This window comes from Secundilactobacillus folii, from assembly GCF_009720675.1.
Lineage (GTDB): Bacteria > Bacillota > Bacilli > Lactobacillales > Lactobacillaceae > Secundilactobacillus > Secundilactobacillus folii.
In genome coordinates this window covers 1-19,661 of sequence record NZ_WNJO01000020.1, presented here as the reverse complement: position 1 = coordinate 19,661, position 19,661 = coordinate 1, and the positions used below count along the sequence as shown (strand labels likewise).

Annotated in this window: 19 protein-coding genes; 8 read left to right on the top strand and 11 right to left on the bottom strand. The window is 43.5% G+C overall.

What is annotated here, in order from left to right:
* Positions 1-45 precede the first annotated feature (45 nt).
* Positions 46-1,056 carry a lipoate--protein ligase gene (lplA, locus tag GM612_RS11310; protein WP_155432467.1) on the bottom strand — a complete coding sequence of 337 codons (1,011 nt, stop codon included), beginning with the start codon at positions 1,054-1,056 and terminating at the stop codon, positions 46-48.
* A gap of 111 nt (positions 1,057-1,167) precedes the next feature.
* Complete coding sequence (lplA, locus tag GM612_RS11305) at positions 1,168-2,178, bottom strand: lipoate--protein ligase (RefSeq protein ID WP_155432466.1); 1,011 nt, start codon at positions 2,176-2,178, stop codon at positions 1,168-1,170.
* Positions 2,179-2,620: 442 nt separating this feature from the next.
* On the opposite strand from lplA (GM612_RS11305), the gene GM612_RS11300 reads away from it, so the two are divergent.
* Positions 2,621-3,094, top strand: coding sequence for a universal stress protein (locus GM612_RS11300; RefSeq protein ID WP_155432465.1), 474 nt, complete (start codon positions 2,621-2,623; stop codon positions 3,092-3,094).
* Between the two features lie 255 nt (positions 3,095-3,349).
* A complete protein-coding gene (locus GM612_RS11295; protein ID WP_155432464.1) occupies positions 3,350-4,264 on the top strand; it encodes an RluA family pseudouridine synthase in 915 nt (304 codons plus the stop codon).
* Here GM612_RS11295 and GM612_RS11290 read toward each other — a convergent pair.
* Positions 4,234-5,535: an APC family permease gene (locus GM612_RS11290; RefSeq protein ID WP_425500348.1), complete on the bottom strand. Its 1,302-nt coding sequence runs from the start codon at positions 5,533-5,535 to the stop codon at positions 4,234-4,236. The genes GM612_RS11295 and GM612_RS11290 overlap by 31 nt on opposite strands.
* A 258-nt stretch (positions 5,536-5,793) precedes the next feature.
* Here GM612_RS11290 and GM612_RS11285 point away from each other — a divergent pair, with 258 nt between their 5' ends.
* Positions 5,794-6,195: a pyridoxamine 5'-phosphate oxidase family protein gene (locus tag GM612_RS11285; RefSeq protein ID WP_155432462.1), complete on the top strand. Its 402-nt coding sequence runs from the start codon at positions 5,794-5,796 to the stop codon at positions 6,193-6,195.
* A 132-nt stretch (positions 6,196-6,327) separates the two neighbouring features.
* Here GM612_RS11285 and GM612_RS11280 read toward each other — a convergent pair whose 3' ends face one another.
* From GM612_RS11280 to GM612_RS11255, 6 genes are all read right to left on the bottom strand, one after another.
* Complete coding sequence (locus tag GM612_RS11280; protein WP_155432461.1) at positions 6,328-7,548, bottom strand: ABC transporter permease; 1,221 nt, start codon at positions 7,546-7,548, stop codon at positions 6,328-6,330.
* A complete protein-coding gene (locus tag GM612_RS11275; RefSeq protein WP_155432460.1) occupies positions 7,545-8,438 on the bottom strand; it encodes an ABC transporter ATP-binding protein in 894 nt (297 codons plus the stop codon). The genes GM612_RS11280 and GM612_RS11275 overlap by 4 nt, the downstream gene beginning before the upstream one ends.
* Before the next feature lie 277 nt (positions 8,439-8,715).
* On the bottom strand, positions 8,716-9,315 hold the full coding sequence (locus GM612_RS11270; RefSeq protein ID WP_155432459.1) for a MarR family winged helix-turn-helix transcriptional regulator: 600 nt from the start codon (positions 9,313-9,315) through the stop codon (positions 8,716-8,718).
* 228 nt (positions 9,316-9,543) lie between these two features.
* Positions 9,544-11,337: an ABC transporter ATP-binding protein gene (locus GM612_RS11265; protein ID WP_155432458.1), complete on the bottom strand. Its 1,794-nt coding sequence runs from the start codon at positions 11,335-11,337 to the stop codon at positions 9,544-9,546.
* Between the two features lie 23 nt (positions 11,338-11,360).
* A complete protein-coding gene (locus GM612_RS11260) occupies positions 11,361-12,053 on the bottom strand; it encodes a MarR family winged helix-turn-helix transcriptional regulator (protein ID WP_155432457.1) in 693 nt (230 codons plus the stop codon).
* Between the two features lie 122 nt (positions 12,054-12,175).
* A complete protein-coding gene (locus tag GM612_RS11255; RefSeq protein ID WP_155432456.1) occupies positions 12,176-12,733 on the bottom strand; it encodes a hypothetical protein in 558 nt (185 codons plus the stop codon).
* Between the two features lie 1,076 nt (positions 12,734-13,809).
* Here GM612_RS11255 and GM612_RS12245 point away from each other — a divergent pair.
* Positions 13,810-14,061 (top strand): hypothetical protein, encoded by a 252-nt coding sequence (locus GM612_RS12245; RefSeq protein ID WP_173021272.1) that lies wholly within the window; start codon positions 13,810-13,812, stop codon positions 14,059-14,061.
* 78 nt (positions 14,062-14,139) lie between these two features.
* Here the strand turns inward: GM612_RS12245 and GM612_RS11250 are convergent, their stop codons facing one another.
* A complete protein-coding gene (locus GM612_RS11250; protein ID WP_155432455.1) occupies positions 14,140-14,526 on the bottom strand; it encodes a hypothetical protein in 387 nt (128 codons plus the stop codon).
* A gap of 24 nt (positions 14,527-14,550) precedes the next feature.
* On the bottom strand, positions 14,551-14,979 hold the full coding sequence (locus GM612_RS11245; RefSeq protein WP_155432454.1) for a hypothetical protein: 429 nt from the start codon (positions 14,977-14,979) through the stop codon (positions 14,551-14,553).
* 743 nt (positions 14,980-15,722) lie between these two features.
* Here GM612_RS11245 and GM612_RS11240 point away from each other — a divergent pair.
* The 4 genes from GM612_RS11240 (at position 15,723) to GM612_RS11225 (ending at position 19,518) form a co-directional block, all read left to right on the top strand.
* A complete protein-coding gene (locus GM612_RS11240) occupies positions 15,723-16,115 on the top strand; it encodes a hypothetical protein (protein WP_155432453.1) in 393 nt (130 codons plus the stop codon).
* A gap of 18 nt (positions 16,116-16,133) precedes the next feature.
* Entirely contained in the window at positions 16,134-16,544 is a 411-nt protein-coding gene (locus GM612_RS11235) for a hypothetical protein (RefSeq protein ID WP_155432452.1), read from the top strand.
* Positions 16,545-16,546: 2 nt separating this feature from the next.
* Entirely contained in the window at positions 16,547-17,152 is a 606-nt protein-coding gene (locus tag GM612_RS11230) for a GH25 family lysozyme (protein WP_155432451.1), read from the top strand.
* A 146-nt stretch (positions 17,153-17,298) separates the two neighbouring features.
* Positions 17,299-19,518 carry an SH3 domain-containing protein gene (locus GM612_RS11225; RefSeq protein ID WP_155432450.1) on the top strand — a complete coding sequence of 740 codons (2,220 nt, stop codon included), beginning with the start codon at positions 17,299-17,301 and terminating at the stop codon, positions 19,516-19,518.
* Positions 19,519-19,661 lie beyond the last annotated feature (143 nt).

Sequence of the window (19,661 nt, the reverse complement as noted above, 5' to 3'; positions counted from 1 at the left end):
TAATCAAAGCGTGGAGCTCATAGATATTAAATTAACAACCAGCAATTAGGCCAGCAGTTCAACCAGCTGATCCTTCGGAATCCCCATGAAGTACTGACCGGTATCAACATCGGCCAAGGCCTTTTCAAGGTTTTCACGGTCGTAACGGACACCCTTCAGCTTATCAGCCAATTCGGAAACGTCTTTCGGACCGAAGAAATCACCATAGAACTTAATTGATGAAATTTTTCCTTGGTCAACTAGAATGCGAGCATCAATGGTACCTGAATCAAAGTGCTCACGCTTCTTAACGGTAAACTCTGGTGATGTGCCATAGACCCAGTCCCAGTTGTTGTAATACTGTTCGTAGATCTTATCGATTTCCTTTTGCTCGTCAGGCGTCACCACATATTCCTTATCCTTGATCTCATCAAGGCTCTTAACGTGGAACAGTTCCTTCAGCAAAATATCACGGAATTCTGGTACCGTAATGTTTTGGTACTCAGGGGCCAGATATGGTTTCAAGTTAGTAACCCGTGAACGGACTGACTTGATCCCCTTTGAAGCAATCTTGTCTTCTGGAACGTTCAGTGCATCAGCAATCACGTTTTGATCAACGTCTAGCATCAACGTACCGTGTGAGAACGTCTTGCCGTTCTTAGTGTACATCGCGTTACCAGAGAACTTCTTGCCGTCAACTAAGATGTCATTACGACCAGAGACTTCAACTGATTTAGCGCCCATGTCATGTAATGCATCAACAATCGGTTGAACAAAGGACTTAAAGTCACCAAACTGCTCAGAATTACTGTCCAAAACGAAACTAAAGCACAAGTTACCAAGGTCTTGGTAAACCGCACCACCACCAGAAAGCCGACGGGTCACGGTAATACCATGTTCCTCAACGTACTTCTGGTTGATTTCTTCCAACGTATTCTGGTTTCTACCAACGATGATACATGGTTTTTCATAGTAGAATAGCAGCAGGGGTTCCCCAAAGTCCTTGTTGTTCATCAGATATTGTTCAGTAGCTAAATTCCGGCCAATGTCGTGGGCCGTCATAGAAACATAGCGCATGTTCAAACTTCCCTTCCAAATAATAATAACCAATCTAGTAATCGCTTTCCATTTTACCATATTCATGAAAGGGGTTACAGCATGTGAATCGAAAGTTCTGTTAAATACCGTTTAACCTAAGAATTGCACAAACTCATCAAGGGTAATACCAGCGAAATAATCACCCACATTGACGTCACTCAGCGCTTCTCGCAGCGACGGCTGATCATAGCGAACGCCTTCCAGAATCTTTGCAAGTTCCCTGGCATCCTTTTCACCAAAGAAGTCACCGAAGAAAGTGACGTGTTGAATGCGGCCCTTATCGACTAAGATGCGTGCATCAATCGTGCCGGAATCAAAGTGCTGGCGCTTTTTGACCGTGAATTCCGGTGACGTCCCATAGACCCAGTCCCAGTTGTTATAATAGTTGTCGTATAGTTGCTTGATTGCTGTTTTATCCTCATCCGTCAGATGGTAAGCCTTATCGGCAACTTCAGAGAGGTCATCAACGCCATAGACTTTCCGTAGGATCGTATCGCGAAATTCCGCAATCGTCAGGTTTTGGTATTCCGGTTTCAGGTACGGTTTCAAATTAGTGACCCGAGAGCGAACCGATTTGATTCCTTTTGAGGCAATCTTATCCTTTGGCACGTTCAAAGCATGGGCGATAACACTTTGGTCAACGTCATACATCAAAGTCCCATGAGAAAACATTTTGCCATCCTTCACGTACATCGCATTGCCAGAAAACTTCTTACCATTCACTAAAATATCGTTTCGACCGGAAACTTCAATTGAGGTCGCCCCCATATCTTTAAGGGCGTCAACGATTGGCTTAGTAAACGATTTGAAGTCACCGAATCGCTCGTCGTCTCGATTAACAACAAAGCTAAACGACACGTTGCCTAGGTCATCGTAGACCGCACCACCACCGGATAGCCGGCGAGTAACCTGGATATTATGCTGAGCCACATAGTCCTGGTTGATCTCTTCAAGGGTATTTTGATTTCGGCCAACAATGATGCAGGGCTTTTGATAGTAAAATAGTAAAATTGGTTCATCAAAGTCTTTGCTATTCATCAGATATTGCTCAGTCGCAAGATTATAGCCAATATCTTCTGATTCCATATTGTAATAATACATAAGACTGCAACTCCTTTTTGGTAATTACTACAATTCTACCGCAATCTGAACAAAATGAAACCGCTACAATCAGCTTTGCACTAATTATAGCGGCCCCTTAATGACGGCCGTAGTCGCCATTTGTTCCATAGCTATATTATGCGTCGATTTAGTAAAAATCGCAAAGATGTTGTTCCGAAAAATGAGTCTACGCGAAAACTAAAGGCTAGGTTGGAAGCACCCTAAATGCATTTGAAAGCGGCATTCATGCATCACTTTAGATGAACGATTTGTGCTAGCTTGTGATAACGTCCACAATAAGTTTTCATTTTATTCAAATAACCCGGAAAATTATGGTAAAATGAACTTTGAAGTACAAGTGGTTCGTTTTGTTGGGAAGACCATGGCGTGCTTACGAAGTAGCTTCATAATGAACCTATTATTTTGTGAGGGAGTGGCGGATATGGACCAACAATATAAAAACATTCTGGCACCCGTTGATGGATCAAAAGCCACCGATCCGGTGTTGGACAAAGCAATCGAAGTTGCAAAGTTAAACAATACTCATTTGGATATTTTAAACGTTTTGGAAGTTAACCAGTTCAGTGACACTTATGGTGGTGCTGTCAGTGGTGACGTAATCTACAAGCTTTCCGAAGACGTTCAGTCTCGCTTGACCGAGCTGAAACAAAAGGCTCTCGACGCCGGCGTCCCATCCGTCGACATTCACGTTCGTTTCGGTAACCCAAAGCCGGTTATCGCCCGTGAGTTCCCAGCTGACCATGACACCCAACTGATCGTGATTGGCTCAACCGGTTTAACCGCCGTTGAGCGTTTGATGATTGGTTCAGTTACAAACTACGTCAGCCGTTCGGCAATTTGCGACGTGCTGATCGTTAAGCCATCTGAACTTGCTAAGATGGGTAAAGAAAAGTAATTGTCAGCTCAAAGTGAGCGTGGGGCAAGATTCAGTTAGGTCCCAGGATGGATTCAAAGAGCGTCGTGGATTCCTGGTTTGGGGATCTGCGGCGTTCTTTGTTTGCATGGCTGGGATTGGCGTTTTGACGCACGTTTAGACTATGTACAGTTTCGAGATCGAGTCACATTTTTAACTATCTCGCGTTAAGCAATCGCTTCGATACCACCAATATTAAGTTTTGTTCCAGCCTTACTTTTTTAGAAGGGATCCCCCATGCTACAGCCAAGTGAATGGCGATTTGAAAGTCGCTTACCAGCCACCTTTAAAACTAAATCTCTGCGCGACCTGCTGATTCAAGACTGGTACCTGCCAAAACACCTCGTCTTCAGTTTGAAACGGGGCAAGCGTGTGCTCGTAAACGGGCGATACCTCCCCGTGAACTTCCCCGTCAATTCTGGTGATCTAGTTCAACTCCGCTTTGTTGCCACCGACTTTGACCACCCGTATTCAAATGTCGTACCAGACAGTGCAGCAACGGTTAAGGTGATCTACGAAGACACTAACCTGCTGATTATCAACAAGACTCAGGGCAGTAAGACCCATCCTAACCAGCCAGATGAAGTTGGGACGACTTTAAATCACGTGGCAGCCTACCTTGCCCCTAAGGGACAGCAACCCTACGTTATCAACCGGCTGGACCAAGAAACAAGTGGTGCTTTGCTGATTGCTAAAAATCCCGCAGTGGTACCGGTGTTAGTGAGAATGGTCAAAGAAAAACGTATTCGCCGGACTTACTTAGCTTGGGTTCACGGCTGTTTCAACAGTCAGCAGGGAATCATTGCATTACCCATCGGCCGAGACGGACATGATCAACGTAAACGCCAGCTCAACGGTATCCATCCTCAAATGGCTATCACGCACTACCGCGTGATTGACCGTCAGCCGAGTGCTACGCTCGTTGCCATTCAGCTGCAAACCGGTCGCACCCACCAGATTCGCGTGCATTTTGCAGGACTTGGCCACCCAATTGTCGGCGACCCACTATACGCAGCTGATCCCCGCCAACAAAGGCTCCTGCTGCATAGCTGGCAGTTAACATTACCGCTGCCGTTTAGTTTTAAAACATGCACGCTAATTGCAGACCCACCGACTGTATTTCAACGCTTTGAACGGCGGTCTAACCAGTAGATGAGACCACCAATCAGGGCGAAGGTACCACCAATAACGTACGTCGTCAGCGAAAACGTCGTGAGCAAATAGGCCACGACTATCAATGACACGATTGGAATTAGCAGACCACCGGGGAGCTTCATTCCCCTTGGCAGTCCGTGAGCGTGGCGAAGTTTAAGGGTAGCGAGGATCGTTGCTAAGTACTGAATAAAGGCGCTAAAGACGATCAATTTGACTAGAAACAGGTAGCTGCCACTGACAACTAGGAGCATCGCCAGTCCCGTAGTGCACAGGATAGCAACAACCGGTGCTTGAAACCGGTTTTGGCGACCGAAAACGGCTGGTAGCAGCTTCTTTTCGCTAGCCATGGAGGCCAGATCCACCGGCGTGTCGAAGGATACCGCAACCGCCACACCCAGAATTGAGACCAGCATACCAGCTAGAATAACTGGTCGACCAATGGCTCCGACGACCTGTTCAAACGCCGCGGCCACTGGTAACTGATTGCCAATTAAATGGCTGCCAAGTAGCAACATCGTCATCAACTGGGCAAGCAGGTAAAGTCCAGTCACCATCAGCATAACTAACACCAAGGCGCGGGGAAGATTCTTCTCCGCGTTTGTCATTTCCTTTGCGGCAGTAGGTAGAAATGAAAAACCGGTGAACATGTAAAATGCAGTGGTAAACGCGCCGATCAAGTGCGGTGACGTCTGTAGCTTCGGAATCGTCTGCACGGCAGTCGTGTGCAGGCCCAGAGCAATCGCACCACCCAGCACAAAAACCAGCAACAACAATACCTTTAAAGTACTAGAAAAGTTATCAATGACCTTCATAGTACTTGGCCCAAACAAGTTAATAACGGCCAGAACTGCCAGAAGACTGACTGCAATACCAATATAAATGGAATGGCGGTCCAGTGCGGGTACCAGACCAGTCAACGTCGTCATGAACGCCGCAATTTCTGCACTAATGGTGATCACGCCAAGAAACCAGCTAAACCAGCCAATTTGGAAGCCGACCAGTGAACCGAAAGCACGGTTGGCGTAAATCCAGGCACCGCCGTCCTCATCAATTTTTGACGCCATGACCGCATAGTTCAGCGCAATCAAAGTGGTTGCCAAACCGGCCAATGCCACCGCAGCCAAGCTCATAGCACCAGCCTGTTGAAACAAACTGCCAGGCAACAAAAAGATTCCCGAACCAATAATGCCATTGATACCGAGAAGTAAGACACTACTAAATGACAACGGGTTACCGGTCGCTTTTACACTGGAACTGGCTCTCATGATCATTGCCCCCCAAACTAAAGCCATCTATTTGCACCGATATTGTATCAGCTCAACGAGCTACAGGACTATTGATATGACTCGAGGAGGGTTACCCTTTTAATAGGAACCGGCATACAGTCTAAAATTTCTCTGGCTAAACTGCTTCATCAGCAGCTAATCCAACTCCTGGATGTTCGTCCCAGTCATCATTCACACATTCTGGTGTTAAATAAGCTATAATGCCTCTAAAATCTTGAAACTTAATTGGAGGAAAATGAGATGGCAACTTTAACTGATGAAATGAAGGCTTACATTGCTGACAATCTGGGGTACGTCGCAACTGTTGATGCTGATGGTAACCCTGACTTAGGTCCCAAAATGAGTCTGCGAGTACTGGACGATCACCGATTGATCTACAACGAAATGACCGGCAAAACGATTATGAGAGACATTGATGATAATGGGAAGATACTGGTTGCCTTCGCTAACTTAGCCAAATTGCGCGGCTACCGTTTTGGTGGCAAGGCCACCCTTTATCGGGACGGCGAATACTTTGAAATCGCCCAGAAGTTTGCCGAAGAAAATCAGCTACCGGCACCAATTGCAGCTGGCGTGATCGATATTGAGACCATTTGGACGTTGGATCCAGGTCCTAAAGCTGGCGAATTATACCGGGAATAACGATCAAAATAGCGTGTGACCAAACTCAGATTCAGGCCGTATAGCGCCAAAAAAGGAAGTTTCTCAAGTCTGGGAAGCCTCCTTTTTGTGGCTATACTCTAAAATCTAACCGAGTTTGATCACACGCTATTTTTATTTATATGACAATCCGCGCCGGAACCGCTGGAAGAAATTACCCTCGTCTGCCTGTAGGATCAAACCCTTATAGATACTGCTGATATACCAAGTCAGGCCTAAAATTGAAATCACCAGAATCAACAACGACATCGAAACGGCCAGTGGACTGACGGCTTCATTGATTACCCGCAACGGCATGAAGTACGAGGAGAAAAACGGAACGTATGACAGAATTTTAACTGTTAGTGCATCCGCATTGTTTTGAAACGGGAACGTGGCAAAGAAGGCAATCATACTCAGGTACACTGCCGGATACGCAGCCTTTGACGCATCCTCTGCCTTGGCAACTAGCGCCCCGCTAAACGCCGCTAAAATCGTGTAAATAATGACGCCGAGAAACAGAAACAGTAAATTGACACTCAGTAAATTACCAATCACCTTGTCCACCAACGTGCCATAACTAGCGAAGAACGACTTTGTCATGGACAAGTTGCGTGCTACCAGCACACTAGCCCAGCCACCGATGAGATAAACCAGCAGCTGGGTGGCAATCACCATTAAAACCCCAAGGATCTTGCCGCAAAAATACTTTGCTGCCGTGGTACTAGAGAAGACCATTTCCATCACCTTGGTCCCCTTTTCGGACGCAATCTCTTGAGCAGTGATCGACGAATAAGTCATCAAGATCATGTAGACCATGAACACTAGGATCCAGAAGGAAACGGTCTTCGCCTGCTTAGCAATTCCGGTTTGTTTTTGAACTTTTTCTTTAAATACCGGCTGCTGGCTCAATTGATTCAGCTGCGTCCGTGATAATTTGGCTCGTGCAACGTTGCTTTGAGTCTGCATTTTCGACAAAAACGTTGTCAGTTGGGCTTTATCAGACGTATCCATGGAACTGGTGCCGTGATACACCGCACTGTATTTAACACCCTGATCCAACACCACGTAACCGCTGATCTTCTCGTTTTTTAAAGCCTGTTTGGCTGCCGAGGCTGTTTTAACCTTGGTATTCACATTGTCCTTACCCGCTACCTTAATATAGGCTTGGCGAAGTGCCGGTTGATTAGCAACCACCGCGATGTCGTCAGTGCTGGCAGTGGAATTGGCTGATATAAACCCAACGCCGAAAGAAACTGCTAACATCAAAAACGGCGACAGTACTAAGATGACAAAGCTCCAGGACTTCACCTGCCTTAAATAGGTGGTCAGGGTCACTACCCACATCTTTTTCATTTGAGGTCCCCCGCTTTCAATCGAAAGATTTCCTCCAACGTTGGTGGCTGCTGGCTAAACTCTTCGATGTACTCGCCGTGGGAAAGCCGTTGAAAGATGTCTTTCCCAGCTGTCGGCTCATCTAACCGCAGCAGATAGCGGTTACGCGACCGCTCGACGACTTCGATTACGTGGGGCAACGCCGCCAGGTCTGTCCGCGCCCAGTCGGTGGTGACGAACACTTCGTCCTTGCCAAATTCATCTCGAATGTCACGAATGCCACCGTGCAACACGACTTCACCGCGGCGCATCATGACCAGCTCATCGCACAGGGCCTCCACATTGCCCATGTCATGACTGGAAAAAATAATTGCGGCACCATCGTGCTTAGCGTTAAGGATGGCTTGTTCCAAAATATCGACGTTCACGGGATCCAAACCGCTAAACGGTTCATCCAAAATAATCAGCTTGGGTTGGTGAATCAAGGTACAGATCAGCTGCACTTTTTGCTGATTGCCCTTTGACAAAGCTTTGATTTTATCCGTTTTACGTCCCTTGACCTCAAACCGGTTCATCCAGCGGTCAATTTCGGGTTTGATCTGCTTAGCTGACTGCCCTTTGAGTCGTGCCAGATACAGGATCTGCTGTTCCACTGTCATCTTAGGCATCAGACTACGTTCCTCTGGTAAATACCCAATGTCATTGAAGACCTTTTCGTTGATCGGCTGATCTTGCCATGAAATTTCACCATCGTAATGGATGAAGCTTAAGATACTGTGAAACGTAGTGGATTTACCGGCGCCGTTTTGCCCGATCAAGCCCATGATTTCACCCTCTTTAACGTTATAGGTCACGTCATTGAGCGCTTTAAGGTCGCCAAATTGTTTAGATAAATGTTCAATCTTTAACATCCCTTTGCCCCCTTTCACTCGCTATTTTCCGGCTTAATTATATCAATAGATATTTGGTTTGCATATGGAAAGAGACTTCAAGAAAAATAAATATAATTACCTATCAGGTTCGAACCACCCGTTTTTGGGGCGTACTTAATTCGCCAAAAAAAAGGAAATTTCCTAGTTGCAGGAAATTTCCTTTTTGTCGCTATACACTGAAAGCTAACCGAACTGAATCTCAGCCTGTGCAATTTGCCTTAAAACAAGGGGTAAGGCTTGCCCTACCGATTTGACACTACTCGTGATCTCCCTGTCGTGGGCGACCTCCGCGAGGACCGAAACCAAAACCACCGCGCCCCATTGGACCTCCATAACCCATCGGACCATGGCCGTGACCATGATGATGGTGGCCATAGAATTCAGGCATCCGATCCTGGTTTGGCAAGTTAGTCTTATTCTCATCCAAATCCGCTACCAATTTGCCTAACAGACGGTTGAGCTGTTCTTGTTCTTCAGTGGATAATGCACTAAACAAACTTTCTGACAGTTCGCTCTTAAAGTCGTGGGCTTCACTGATGAAATTCTTACCTTTTTCAGTCAGCGAAATCAGCATGACACGCCCATCTTCTTCGGACGGCTTTCTCGCGATCAAACCATTTTCTTCCAGTTTCGCGACTAAAGCACTGACGGAGCTTGGGCGAATATCCAAAGCTTCGACGATATCACTATTAGTAAGCTGATCATGATCCTTTAAGAGCCGCAAAACGCGCACTGGCCCTCGGTTATGCATCCGGTGATTGTCAATCCGGCTGCCGTGCATCACTGCCCCCACGAAATCACGGCGTTGGAAAAGGCGGCCAAATAAATTGAGCAACTGGTTAGTATCTTTTGACATATCGATATACTCCTATTCTTTTAATGAATTTTAGTTAGGCTTTTAAGGTTTACCCTAACTAGCGAAACTATCATACCTTCCTAGTTAGTTTTTGTCAATTAAAACTAACTACCAACTACCTAACATTGATTTAGTGTACTGAATTGGCATTTTTGCAAGAAAAAGTGGTGAGATCCTACTGAACCTCATCACTTTTTCAATCTTTTACGTTTGAATTAAAGACAACCCTTACGACGCTTTCATCTGGTTTTCGACGTATTCTCGATAGAGCGGATGGGATGCCACCAGCTCCTCATGCGTACCATGACCACTGACTTGACCGTGCTCAATGAAGTAAATCTGTGAAGCATCCACGATGGTGCTTAGACGGTGTGCAATCACCAAAGTCGTGCGATTATGCATCAGCTTTTCGAGTGCTTTTTGGACCATCATTTCAGACTCAGAGTCCAAACTGGCGGTTGCTTCGTCCAACATTAAAATCTTAGGGTCACGCAGGAACGCCCGGGCAATTGCCAGTCGTTGGCGCTGGCCACCAGAAACCTTCACACCGCGTTCACCAACTTGCGTGTCCAAGCCATCCGGCATTGCTTCAACAAAGTCTTTTGCATATGCCATTTCCAAAACGTGCCACAGCTCATCATCAGTAAACTGGCCTTCCAGCCCGTACGTGAGGTTGTAACGGATCGTCCCGGCCATAATGGCGGCGTCTTGGCTGACCAACCCAATTTGACTGCGCCAGTTATTCATGTTGACATCATTGATTTCGGTATCGCCAATTTTGATTTGACCCCTATCAGGCTTATAAAAACGTTCCAACAAGCCAAAGATAGTGGATTTTCCGCCACCGGATGGTCCGGCAAAGGCCACCACGCTATTTGGTTTAGCGGTGAAGGACACGTCCTTTAGAACCGGCTCATCCTTGTCATAAGCGAAGTCGACGTGTTCAACACTCAAAGTTTGGCCGTCCATCTGAACGTCTTCGCCAGAGGTTTGATCCTCTTCCTTGGCCTGCAGCAATTCCTGAATACGTGCCGTCGATCCGCTCGTCTTAGCCATGTCGTTAAAGAACTGGCTGAGCTGAGTGAACGGCCCGATCATTTGGGTCAAATACATGAGAAATGAAATCAGAGTTCCAAAGGTCATGGTCCCTTGGGATACTCGGCTGGCACCGTAGATCAGCATGCCAATCATCATCCCCATCATCACCATTTGCATCAGGGGGCTGGCAATGGAATCGTAAATGGCTTCCTTTAAACCGATCCGATATAATTTATCGATTTTACCGTGGCCATCTTCGCGTTCTAAATCTTCTGCAGTGGATGATTTAACCAACCGAATGTCACTGAGGATCTCACTTGATTGCCCGTTAAAATCGGCTAGTGCATCCTGTCGAGCAATCGCAATTTTATGTGACTGGCGAATGACTGGCATAATGACCACAATTACTAACGGCACCACCACAAACATGATGACTGTCATCTTCCAGTCCATGATCAGCATCAAAACAAGCGCCCCGACCAATTGCAGAATCGAAGTCACCATGTTAGGAACGGAATTAGCGAGTAGGTCTTTGACCTGTGAAGTATCATTGATCAACCGTGAGGAGATTTCGCCGGAACGGGTCTCATCAAAGTAACTAACCGGTAACCGCAGGATCTTATTCCATAGAAATTGGCGCAATTTACTAACAACATCCTCACCGAAAAAGCCCAGAATGGCACCGGAAAATGCACTGATCAGTGCGCTGCCAATGAAGGCGGCAATCACCCAAAAGATCAGCTGCGGGTTCATAGCATGGCTCAGGCCATTGATCAACTGTTTAGCAAGTTGTGGCACCAGCAGTTGAATCCCGGTGGCAATTAGCCCAAACAGCAGCCCAACACCTAACTGCCAAAAGTGCGGCTTAATTTTCATTGTCAATTTAGCAAAATCTTTGAAATTAAATTTTGGGCGCTTAAATGGCGCACCCTTTGTTTGTGGGTTCCGACTGCGGGACCCATCTTGTGCTACTGAACGTTGCATAATGTTATTTGCCTCGATATTCTCTAATTTTTAAAGTTGTCAGGATCAAAATCGTTTTGATTGGGGTGAATGCCATTTTTATTTGGATCAAAGCCCTTAAAATTGTCACTGGCGTCTCCATTCTGGTGGTGATTGCGGTAACCCCGAGGATCGAAGCCCTGACCATTGAATCCTTTCCAACCCTGTTGGCCACCATTTCCTTTGAAGAAACTGTTTGGCAGGTGATCCAAGAAGTCGGGGCGCTCTTCACCCTCATCCCACTTAGTGAATTTATCATCTAAACCAACTGTCAGCTTTTTGAGCAACTCACCTAACGTTTGCTGCTCGTCTTCACTCAAGGGACTAAATAACTCATCCGCAAATCCCTGCTTAAAACTGTGTGTAGACGCAATCGATTCGCGTCCCTTATCAGTCAGAGAAATGAAGCTGATCCGCTTATCTTCCTTTGAATCATGACGCTCAACAAGTCCCTCTGCCGCTAGTTTTTTAATCATAACACTGACTGAACTAGGCCGAATATCTAACGCCTCAACAATTTGAGAATTCGTGAGGTGATCCTTTTTATTTAATAGTAATAGCACTCGCATCTGGCCATGTTGCGGCTGTTTTGACCAGAACTGACGATTCTGCTTTGAAAATGCAGAAATACCGCGCCGCTGAAATGTCTGCATGAACTCTCCAAATTGCTTTAGTAAATCTTGTGAATTATATGTCATTTTAACTATCTCCTTAATTTTTCAATCTTAATTACTTTTTTGCTCGATTAATGAATGAGGCCCATCGTAGTTCGTTAGTTAGAATTAGTCAATATAAACTAACAATCTATTTCAAAATATTTTTAAACCACTGCAAAGCCTGACAAGGCCACTTGCACGTTGACGCTAACAGGCGTTTTCGCCAGCACGTCAAAGAGTGTCTGGGACATGTGACCAGTTGACTGCTGTGTCCGCTTTTTCTGGTTAGTGAAAAACATTAAAACCCAAACAATATCAGGATCCAGCACCGAGCGACAGATCAGCCAGTCGCCAGAATTAGTTTGAGCTGTTTGACGAAACTGACTTGATAAGATCTGCACCAGCCTTTCGCCCTGACCCTCTTCCGCATGAAAACGAGTAACCTTCCCTGGTTGATTGAGTTCTAAATTCCAAATCGACTGACTTCCTGACTGGAAGCTTGCCTGGATAGCTGATGCCTGCGTCGTGAGCGGTATCTCAATTAGTTGACCATCGGCTTCATTTTCGAGTAATACCCAATCATCAACCCCTGTCTGAGGAGTCAAGTGGCGCAACTGATTCGCAAACGCGGGCAGCAGATCCTTAGTTAGGTTATCCATCTCGACGATGGTATCAGATGGCTGGGTTTCGAAGACCTTCGATTGTTCTATAGTTAACATCATGATAATCATCCTTTAATTAGTTAGTCTGTTATATTATTAACTAACGAATTAAAGCTTAGTTCTTTAGTTAGCCTTTGTCAATAGAAGCTAATAATATTTTTTAAATTAATTTTCACTAAAATAGCAACTAGTGGTTGATAAAGTAGAAAGCAAGCCATCCGATTCTCCCCAAGATAGGGACTTCTGGTAATGTTAACAGCAGTGTACTAATTCGTACTAGTCATCAAATTTCAGGGAGCGTCTGCCTATGAAATCTGTTATTGAGCATTCCTATTTAGAACTGACCTTTTGAGGATAAATTCGTCGAGTATCGAGTCGGTTCGATATTCCTTTTGTTTTTAATCAAAAGGGCTGGCTAGGCCAAAAGTTATTATTGGTAAGTATCGAACTGATATCTTAACACAGACACAGCTAAAAATGTGACTCTGCCTTCGGAAGACTGAACGTTTTCTAAACGTGCGTCAAAACTCAGATTCCGTTCTTGTATGCAAGGAGCGCCGCAGATTCCCAAAATCGACATACTTTTTTCATAAATTTATACTAAGTAAGTACCAAAGTGCTAAAGTATCAAACTCTGATTTAATAATTTAAGAATAACAAGCAGATCCCCTCGGTTGTGCTATCAGAAGCTTGACTATAGTTTCCAAATAATTCTTGATGTCCTGTGCTGCAATTGGTAACAATGTTAATCTACTATTATTAATCGAACATATTCTGTTTTCTAGGCTGCAAATCAGGACAAATTATCGTTTTAATCCAATGATAGTTGGATAGTTGATGGTCGTTACTTTGAATCCAGAGAATAGGTAAGTATACTATAATGTCTCGCAAAAAATCATCATAGTACACACAAAGAGCCTCAGCAGTTGTATTGTGCTGCTAAAGGCCCTTTCGCTGGCTTAGAAGTTGCTTAATTTGATTTACTTGCGGCAATCGTTTTGCTTTAAGAAATACCAAGTAATTAAACCAACTATGACGACACCGCCTAGAAACCACCACTCGTAGGAGGTTAAATTATAAGTCTGATAAATGGTTCCCAAACCCAAAATTCCAAACATCTCTAATTCGATGATAATATGGTTTATATTTCAGGAGGGGCCGCGGGAAAGGTTCCTCATATCTTAAAAGGCAATTGGCGTTTTACTGAATATGAAACTGTTGCCATGCTTGTACCAACGACTGTCAATGGTATTGCTGTAAACTCTGAGGTTGAAGGTATTCAATTGCATGGGGACAACGTGTATGTGGGTGTCGAACAACACCCACAGAGTGGTGGAACTGCTTTGCACCAACTTTACTATTTCCCTAAATCAACATACTCTATTTAACCTTATGTAGTTAGTTAAAAAACTTAATTTAAAAAAGGGGCTAATTCGAACGAATTAGTCCCTTTTATATCAATATTTTTATTTTATCGGTTTTGCCAAAATAAATTCTATTTGAGTAGTTGCTGGAGTAGCAGCTGGCATATTACTTTTATCATTTGCTGTAGTACTTACGGCATTTTGAACGTAAACACCTAACTCATAATCTTTCATACTAGCTCGTTTTTGTGCATTATAGCCATGTGTGTCAAAATAATTTGATAAATTGTTAATGGTGGTGGAACTTAATGCTAAAGTTTGTGGAGAGAAAATTTCACGCGCTTCTTCAGGGGCGAAGACATCTTTGTATCCAGGGACGTTAGAAGTATAGCCCGGTTGGCTTGAGGTAACATCGGTCTCAGTCATTGGGTTGTCATGAATATACTTTGAAAGCTTTAAAGTCACTTTACTATTTGGAAAGAGTTTCATTAAACCTCTTGCCAGTTTTTGAGTTTAAGAGCTTTCCAGATATTTTCTGTAGGAAGAATCATTATTAAAACTAGTAATTGGTGTAACCTTAGCTTTAATAAGATATCCACTATATACCAAACCAGTTATTTTTTTGCCATAATTTGTGACTTTAAAGTACGTTGATTTTTTTCTATTCACTGTTTTTGTAAAAGTTTGTACAACATACCAATCGGTGTTCTTATAGTTATTAAGATTGTGGATTTTTTTGGTATGTTTCATGTTCCACATATAGGCATTATGAGCTTTAATTTTGGTTAAATTTGGGAAGTAGGTAACCCAATTCCCACCATTATTAATATTATCAGGTGATGTAGATTTAAGAGTTGCAGCCCGACTTGTCGAGGCACTAAATATAATTCCAAGCCCGCAGACTATTCCAATTAGCAAAACGTTTTGGATAATTTTTCGCATATCATATTTTCCCTTCGTCTGTGTGATTTTTAAACATGACGTTTTCAAACGTAATATACCACTTTGTGGTTACAAATTAAAGTTTATTTGAGTAAACAAAAACGTTGTAATTGACAAGGGTGGTTTAACATTACAAGACTTTTAGTTATTTTCTGTATTCAGAAACTTAAGTTGTTTTATCGTCCTCGCATGAGGGCGTTTTTTGTATCTCTTTCAAAGTGTTAAATAGTTAATACATAATGTTATTGTGTTTAAATTTCAAAATAATAGGATTAACGTACTATTAACATTAACGCTTTTATATGGTCTTACGCCAGTAGAGACCTTTTTTCATGGATCATTTTGAATAGTGTCCAATAATAATTGTGGCAACACCTTGCACGCGTGATACCGCGTTGAGAGGTGGTGATGATTTTGTCTCAATCTGCTACTACGCAAAATACCTATCTTTGATAAAGAAAATCACGATAATCGTTAAGATTTATGCCTGTTTACCTTGAAAAAGGGGAACGTATGTTCAACAATCTTTTCTAAAGAGCTGATATATAAGGTATTTAAAAAATGACTATATTATTATAGTCGTTATTAAAGTTTCAAATGATCTCAGGAAACAATCAAAAATTCTGCAAATTCTGCAACAAATCCGGAACGCACTACTTTGCTAACTAATTACCATAGGTTCTGAACTCAAATTAACATCGCAACAGTCTAATTCTATTAACTATAATTTTGAGGTGATTTTAATGAACGATTATGAACGGCAACATTTAGAAAGTATTTTGCGTGATTATCCAAGAATTGATAAGTATATTGGTGTGAGAATAGCTAAACTTTCGTATCCGTATCAAGGGCATAGTCATGTGCTATCTAAGCTGGCAGTTGGAACCATGCTATTTGACGATTGTATTGGGACTGATCGTTGTCTGGTGCAACTAGAAGTTAATAAGAAATGTATCGATTATTGCTTAAAACATTCCGATTCGGCTACGCGAACCATTATCGAACAACTGTATTTTCAGCATGCAACTAAACTGACCTTAGACGGCATAGGAATGCGTTTCAACATGAGTAAGTCAAATGTTAGTCGGAAACGGACAGCTTTCTTTGAGTTTTTGAAGCAGGAACTGGGCTACTAGTGAAAGGAGAACTTTACCATGACAACAGGAACGTTAGATTTTGCGTCAATCGTAACTTTGATTTGTACCACTATTCCAGCGGTTTATAAGCTATTGCATCCTTTTATTACCGAAAAGGTGGCTACTGAAAAGAACCGTCAAGTTCAGCAATGCCTACAGATAGCTGATAATTTGGCCATTTCGGCTGTAGCTGCCATGGCTAATTACGCAGCCCTTTCTAAAAGTGAACGCAAAGACCATGCTGTCACCTATGTGCTTCGCCACATGGCATCAACGGCCGGTAACATTTCCGAAGATGTTGTTGCTGACAAAGTTGAACTTGCTTATCAAAAATACAAACATACAACTGCTGGTGATAATCATACAAATCAAACTGTTATTGATATTGCAGCCGATAGCGACCCCAGTACGTTTACCGAGGTGCAATAAACATGAAAACATTTACTGAATTTGCTGATATTAGTGCTTATCAACCGGATTCTCTTACTTACATGAAATCGCTGGGTAGATATGCGTCCGGCCTATTTGTAAAACTTACTGAGGGATCCGAAACCGGTTCTCGTTATTTTAATCCAAAAGCACCGCAACAACTGACCAACGGTTTTGAAATTTTTGATGTGATTGGCGTCTACCACTATTTCCGTGGAAACAGTCAACGGTTTGGAGAAAACGATCCAGTCAACGAGGCCAAATGGTTCTACAAAAAAATCGTTGAAATGGGTCTCAATAACACCACTGTTTGTGCAATTGACGTCGAAGATCAATGCCTTCAAAAAAACGTTACCAATGACATTAACTTATTCATACAATACCTACATGACAAAGGATTCCATAATCTTGTCGTATACGCCTCTGCTAGTTGGTTTAATAACGGTCGCATTGACCGCAGGTTGTTAAAATTTGCTCCGGCTATTTGGGTTGCCTCTTATGGTGTAACCGCACCGGGAGTGGACGATACCCAAGCTTGGCAATATACCAATAATGGTCATGGACTTCAGACTGATTTTAACTACGATTTTTCTGGTATTTTACATTGAATAAGCGAGCACCATACTTTGTGGTGCTTTTTTTGTGAGCTTAAAAAGTTGCAACAAACATGACACTCTGCTTGTCAATTTTCAGGTTAGACTTTGTTTTGTAATCGCGATTTACAAAAAATTAAAATTCGAAATGAGGTTTTACCATGTCTATTGATGTATCAAACACACCAAGTATGTACACTATAAACGTCTCAGGTAGCTTTACCTTTGACCGGACTTGTGGGGTTCGAAATGATCCTAACATGGCCACCGCAACTGTCGCCGACTATACGGCGGGCCAAACTGTCAACTATGATTCAAAGGTCTACAATGATGGCCACTTTTGGGCTTTCTACATTTCAGCTTCTGGCGTTCGTCGCTACGTTGACTACGCAAATACAACTACTGACGAGTTCTTCGGTACCGATACGAATAGCTCTGAACCAGTAGTTCCCGTCGACGACACCGGCACTGGTACCGGCGACCAAGGTGACCTTGGAACCTTAACCGGTCAACAAGGTGCCGATGTTGCCGATCAAACTGCTGACGGCACTTTATTCAATGATTCCGGTACTTTTACTTTTGACGAAGCTGCAGCCGGCCGTGCAGAGACGCTAATGACCGCAACTCATCTTCAGAGTTGGGCCATTGGCGAAACAGTATCGTACACAGCGAAAGTGAAAAATGATGGTCACTATTGGCTTCGTTACGATAACAACGGCACCACTTACTACGTTCCATACGCTACAATCAGCCCATTCCGATACTACGGAACTGATTCAAATCCGGGTGATCCGGTTTATTCACAAGGTACAACAACAGAGACTGGTACTCCGCGGGATCACAGGGGTACAGATACCGGTACACCAAACTTAACGAGTTCAAATACCCGTACAGACGTTGGCGAAATGTACCAATATCCATCAACAAGTACATTAATTCTTACTTCCAATGCTTGGGGACGTGACGCTCCATTCATGAGTACGGATCAAGCAAATCAGCTTCACAAGTATCTAGCTGGTACTCACATTGAATATACCCACAAACTGTTTAACGACGGGCATTGTTGGGTTGTGCTGAAAGATGGTCAATATCTTCCAGTCAGCACCATTAACAATGCAGAAAAAACGTATAGCAGTAGTACTGGTACAACCAAAAATCAATCGTCATACTCTTATATCACAAACGACACCGGTAAGCATTTACCTATTCATGAACTATCACCCTACAACTACGATTGTATCGGTGACGCCAAAACCGACGTAGAAGATTGGGAATCGGCTTACAACCTTGAAGATATTGATTCTCATTCACTACCAACCCTTACTCCTGATGAACAAACGGCTATGGACAATATTTCGTCTGCTTTAGAAGAAAATGCAGATCCCGGCAGTGTCTCAATTGCCTACATCGCAGACACACACTACGATAGTTGGAAAACACCTTCAACTGCCCGTGTTTTACGTAGCATGCAACTCATGAGCTACTACGCTAAAACTTACGGGGTTGATTTAATGATTCACGGTGGTGACCTAAACGATGGTGTGAAACCTAAGAATATTTCTGAGGAGGACATCAATCGTGCCATGGACGCATTAAAATTAGGTCAACGCCCATACATTGTTTTACAAGGTAATCATGATGATAATTCAGGTTATGCCCGCGATGAAACAAACTACAATGGTGATCAGGTCATCACCAACGCAGAAGCTACCTCGTTGCGTACTAGCAACTTTTCACAATGGTTAAATATTCCATCTAACAATCCAAACAATGCTGTCTTCGGAACTTATGAAGTACCTAATAGCAACGTTACCGTAATTGTTCTCGACGGTTTTGATATGCCAGACTATTCCGATCCGACCCGTGGTGAATTCCGACACGGCCACACTGACTACTCGGCTGCACAGCAAGCTTGGTTGAAATCTACATTAAATAGCATTGCTGGTAACCGTAAAATTGTCGTTTTCGATCATATTTCATTAGCTGGTATTGGTGATGCTTGGCAAGACTCAAGATTTAACACGGATCGTTTCGAAAACACTCATACATCTTCTTATCAACCGGGTGTCACTGCAAGTAACAATATCTACAACATGCTTTCCGCTCACCAATCATCATTTCATAATATCTTAGGCTTTTTTGCTGGACACACTCACAGAGACAACAATGCATTTTCAGGAGGCATTCAGTTCACTGAAATCACCTGTGGCTTGGCAGACCGTGGTGACGGTGAAGCCACACGACGTCTGAATGATATTTCAGAAAGTGCATGGGAAATTATCCAAATTAATCCGTCTAAAAGCCAAGTTAAACTGTATCGTTTCGGATATTTTGGGCCGGCGTTTACTGGACCATCATTTAGCGGAACGTGGACCGTATAAAACTCCAGTAAAAAAAGAGAAGGGCATAATCCCTTCTCCGTACATATTAATTATTGAATATTTAACTCTGTGGAACCAAAACGATTGTCGTCATTCCACCATAAGCACCCTCATCGGCCCAACTATCGGGTTCAATACTACCT

Excerpts from the sequence above, each read along its gene's own strand:
- GM612_RS11300 (WP_155432465.1), top strand. The coding sequence starts at position 2,621 with ATGGACCAACAATATAAAAACATTCTGGCACCCGTTGATGGATCAAAA.
- GM612_RS11240 (WP_155432453.1), top strand. The coding sequence starts at position 15,723 with ATGAACGATTATGAACGGCAACATTTAGAAAGTATTTTGCGTGATTAT.
- GM612_RS11270 (WP_155432459.1), bottom strand. The coding sequence starts at position 9,315 with ATGTCAAAAGATACTAACCAGTTGCTCAATTTATTTGGCCGCCTTTTC.
- GM612_RS11225 (WP_155432450.1), top strand. The coding sequence starts at position 17,299 with ATGTCTATTGATGTATCAAACACACCAAGTATGTACACTATAAACGTC.
- GM612_RS11285 (WP_155432462.1), top strand. The coding sequence starts at position 5,794 with ATGGCAACTTTAACTGATGAAATGAAGGCTTACATTGCTGACAATCTG.
- GM612_RS12245 (WP_173021272.1), top strand. The coding sequence starts at position 13,810 with ATGGTTTATATTTCAGGAGGGGCCGCGGGAAAGGTTCCTCATATCTTA.
- GM612_RS11275 (WP_155432460.1), bottom strand. The coding sequence starts at position 8,438 with ATGTTAAAGATTGAACATTTATCTAAACAATTTGGCGACCTTAAAGCG.
- GM612_RS11260 (WP_155432457.1), bottom strand. The coding sequence starts at position 12,053 with ATGACATATAATTCACAAGATTTACTAAAGCAATTTGGAGAGTTCATG.
- lplA (WP_155432466.1), bottom strand. The coding sequence starts at position 2,178 with ATGTATTATTACAATATGGAATCAGAAGATATTGGCTATAATCTTGCG.
- GM612_RS11265 (WP_155432458.1), bottom strand. The coding sequence starts at position 11,337 with ATGCAACGTTCAGTAGCACAAGATGGGTCCCGCAGTCGGAACCCACAA.
- GM612_RS11250 (WP_155432455.1), bottom strand. The coding sequence starts at position 14,526 with ATGAAACTCTTTCCAAATAGTAAAGTGACTTTAAAGCTTTCAAAGTAT.
- GM612_RS11245 (WP_155432454.1), bottom strand. The coding sequence starts at position 14,979 with ATGCGAAAAATTATCCAAAACGTTTTGCTAATTGGAATAGTCTGCGGG.
- GM612_RS11280 (WP_155432461.1), bottom strand. The coding sequence starts at position 7,548 with ATGAAAAAGATGTGGGTAGTGACCCTGACCACCTATTTAAGGCAGGTG.
- lplA (WP_155432467.1), bottom strand. The coding sequence starts at position 1,056 with ATGCGCTATGTTTCTATGACGGCCCACGACATTGGCCGGAATTTAGCT.
- GM612_RS11255 (WP_155432456.1), bottom strand. The coding sequence starts at position 12,733 with ATGATGTTAACTATAGAACAATCGAAGGTCTTCGAAACCCAGCCATCT.
- GM612_RS11295 (WP_155432464.1), top strand. The coding sequence starts at position 3,350 with ATGCTACAGCCAAGTGAATGGCGATTTGAAAGTCGCTTACCAGCCACC.
- GM612_RS11230 (WP_155432451.1), top strand. The coding sequence starts at position 16,547 with ATGAAAACATTTACTGAATTTGCTGATATTAGTGCTTATCAACCGGAT.
- GM612_RS11235 (WP_155432452.1), top strand. The coding sequence starts at position 16,134 with ATGACAACAGGAACGTTAGATTTTGCGTCAATCGTAACTTTGATTTGT.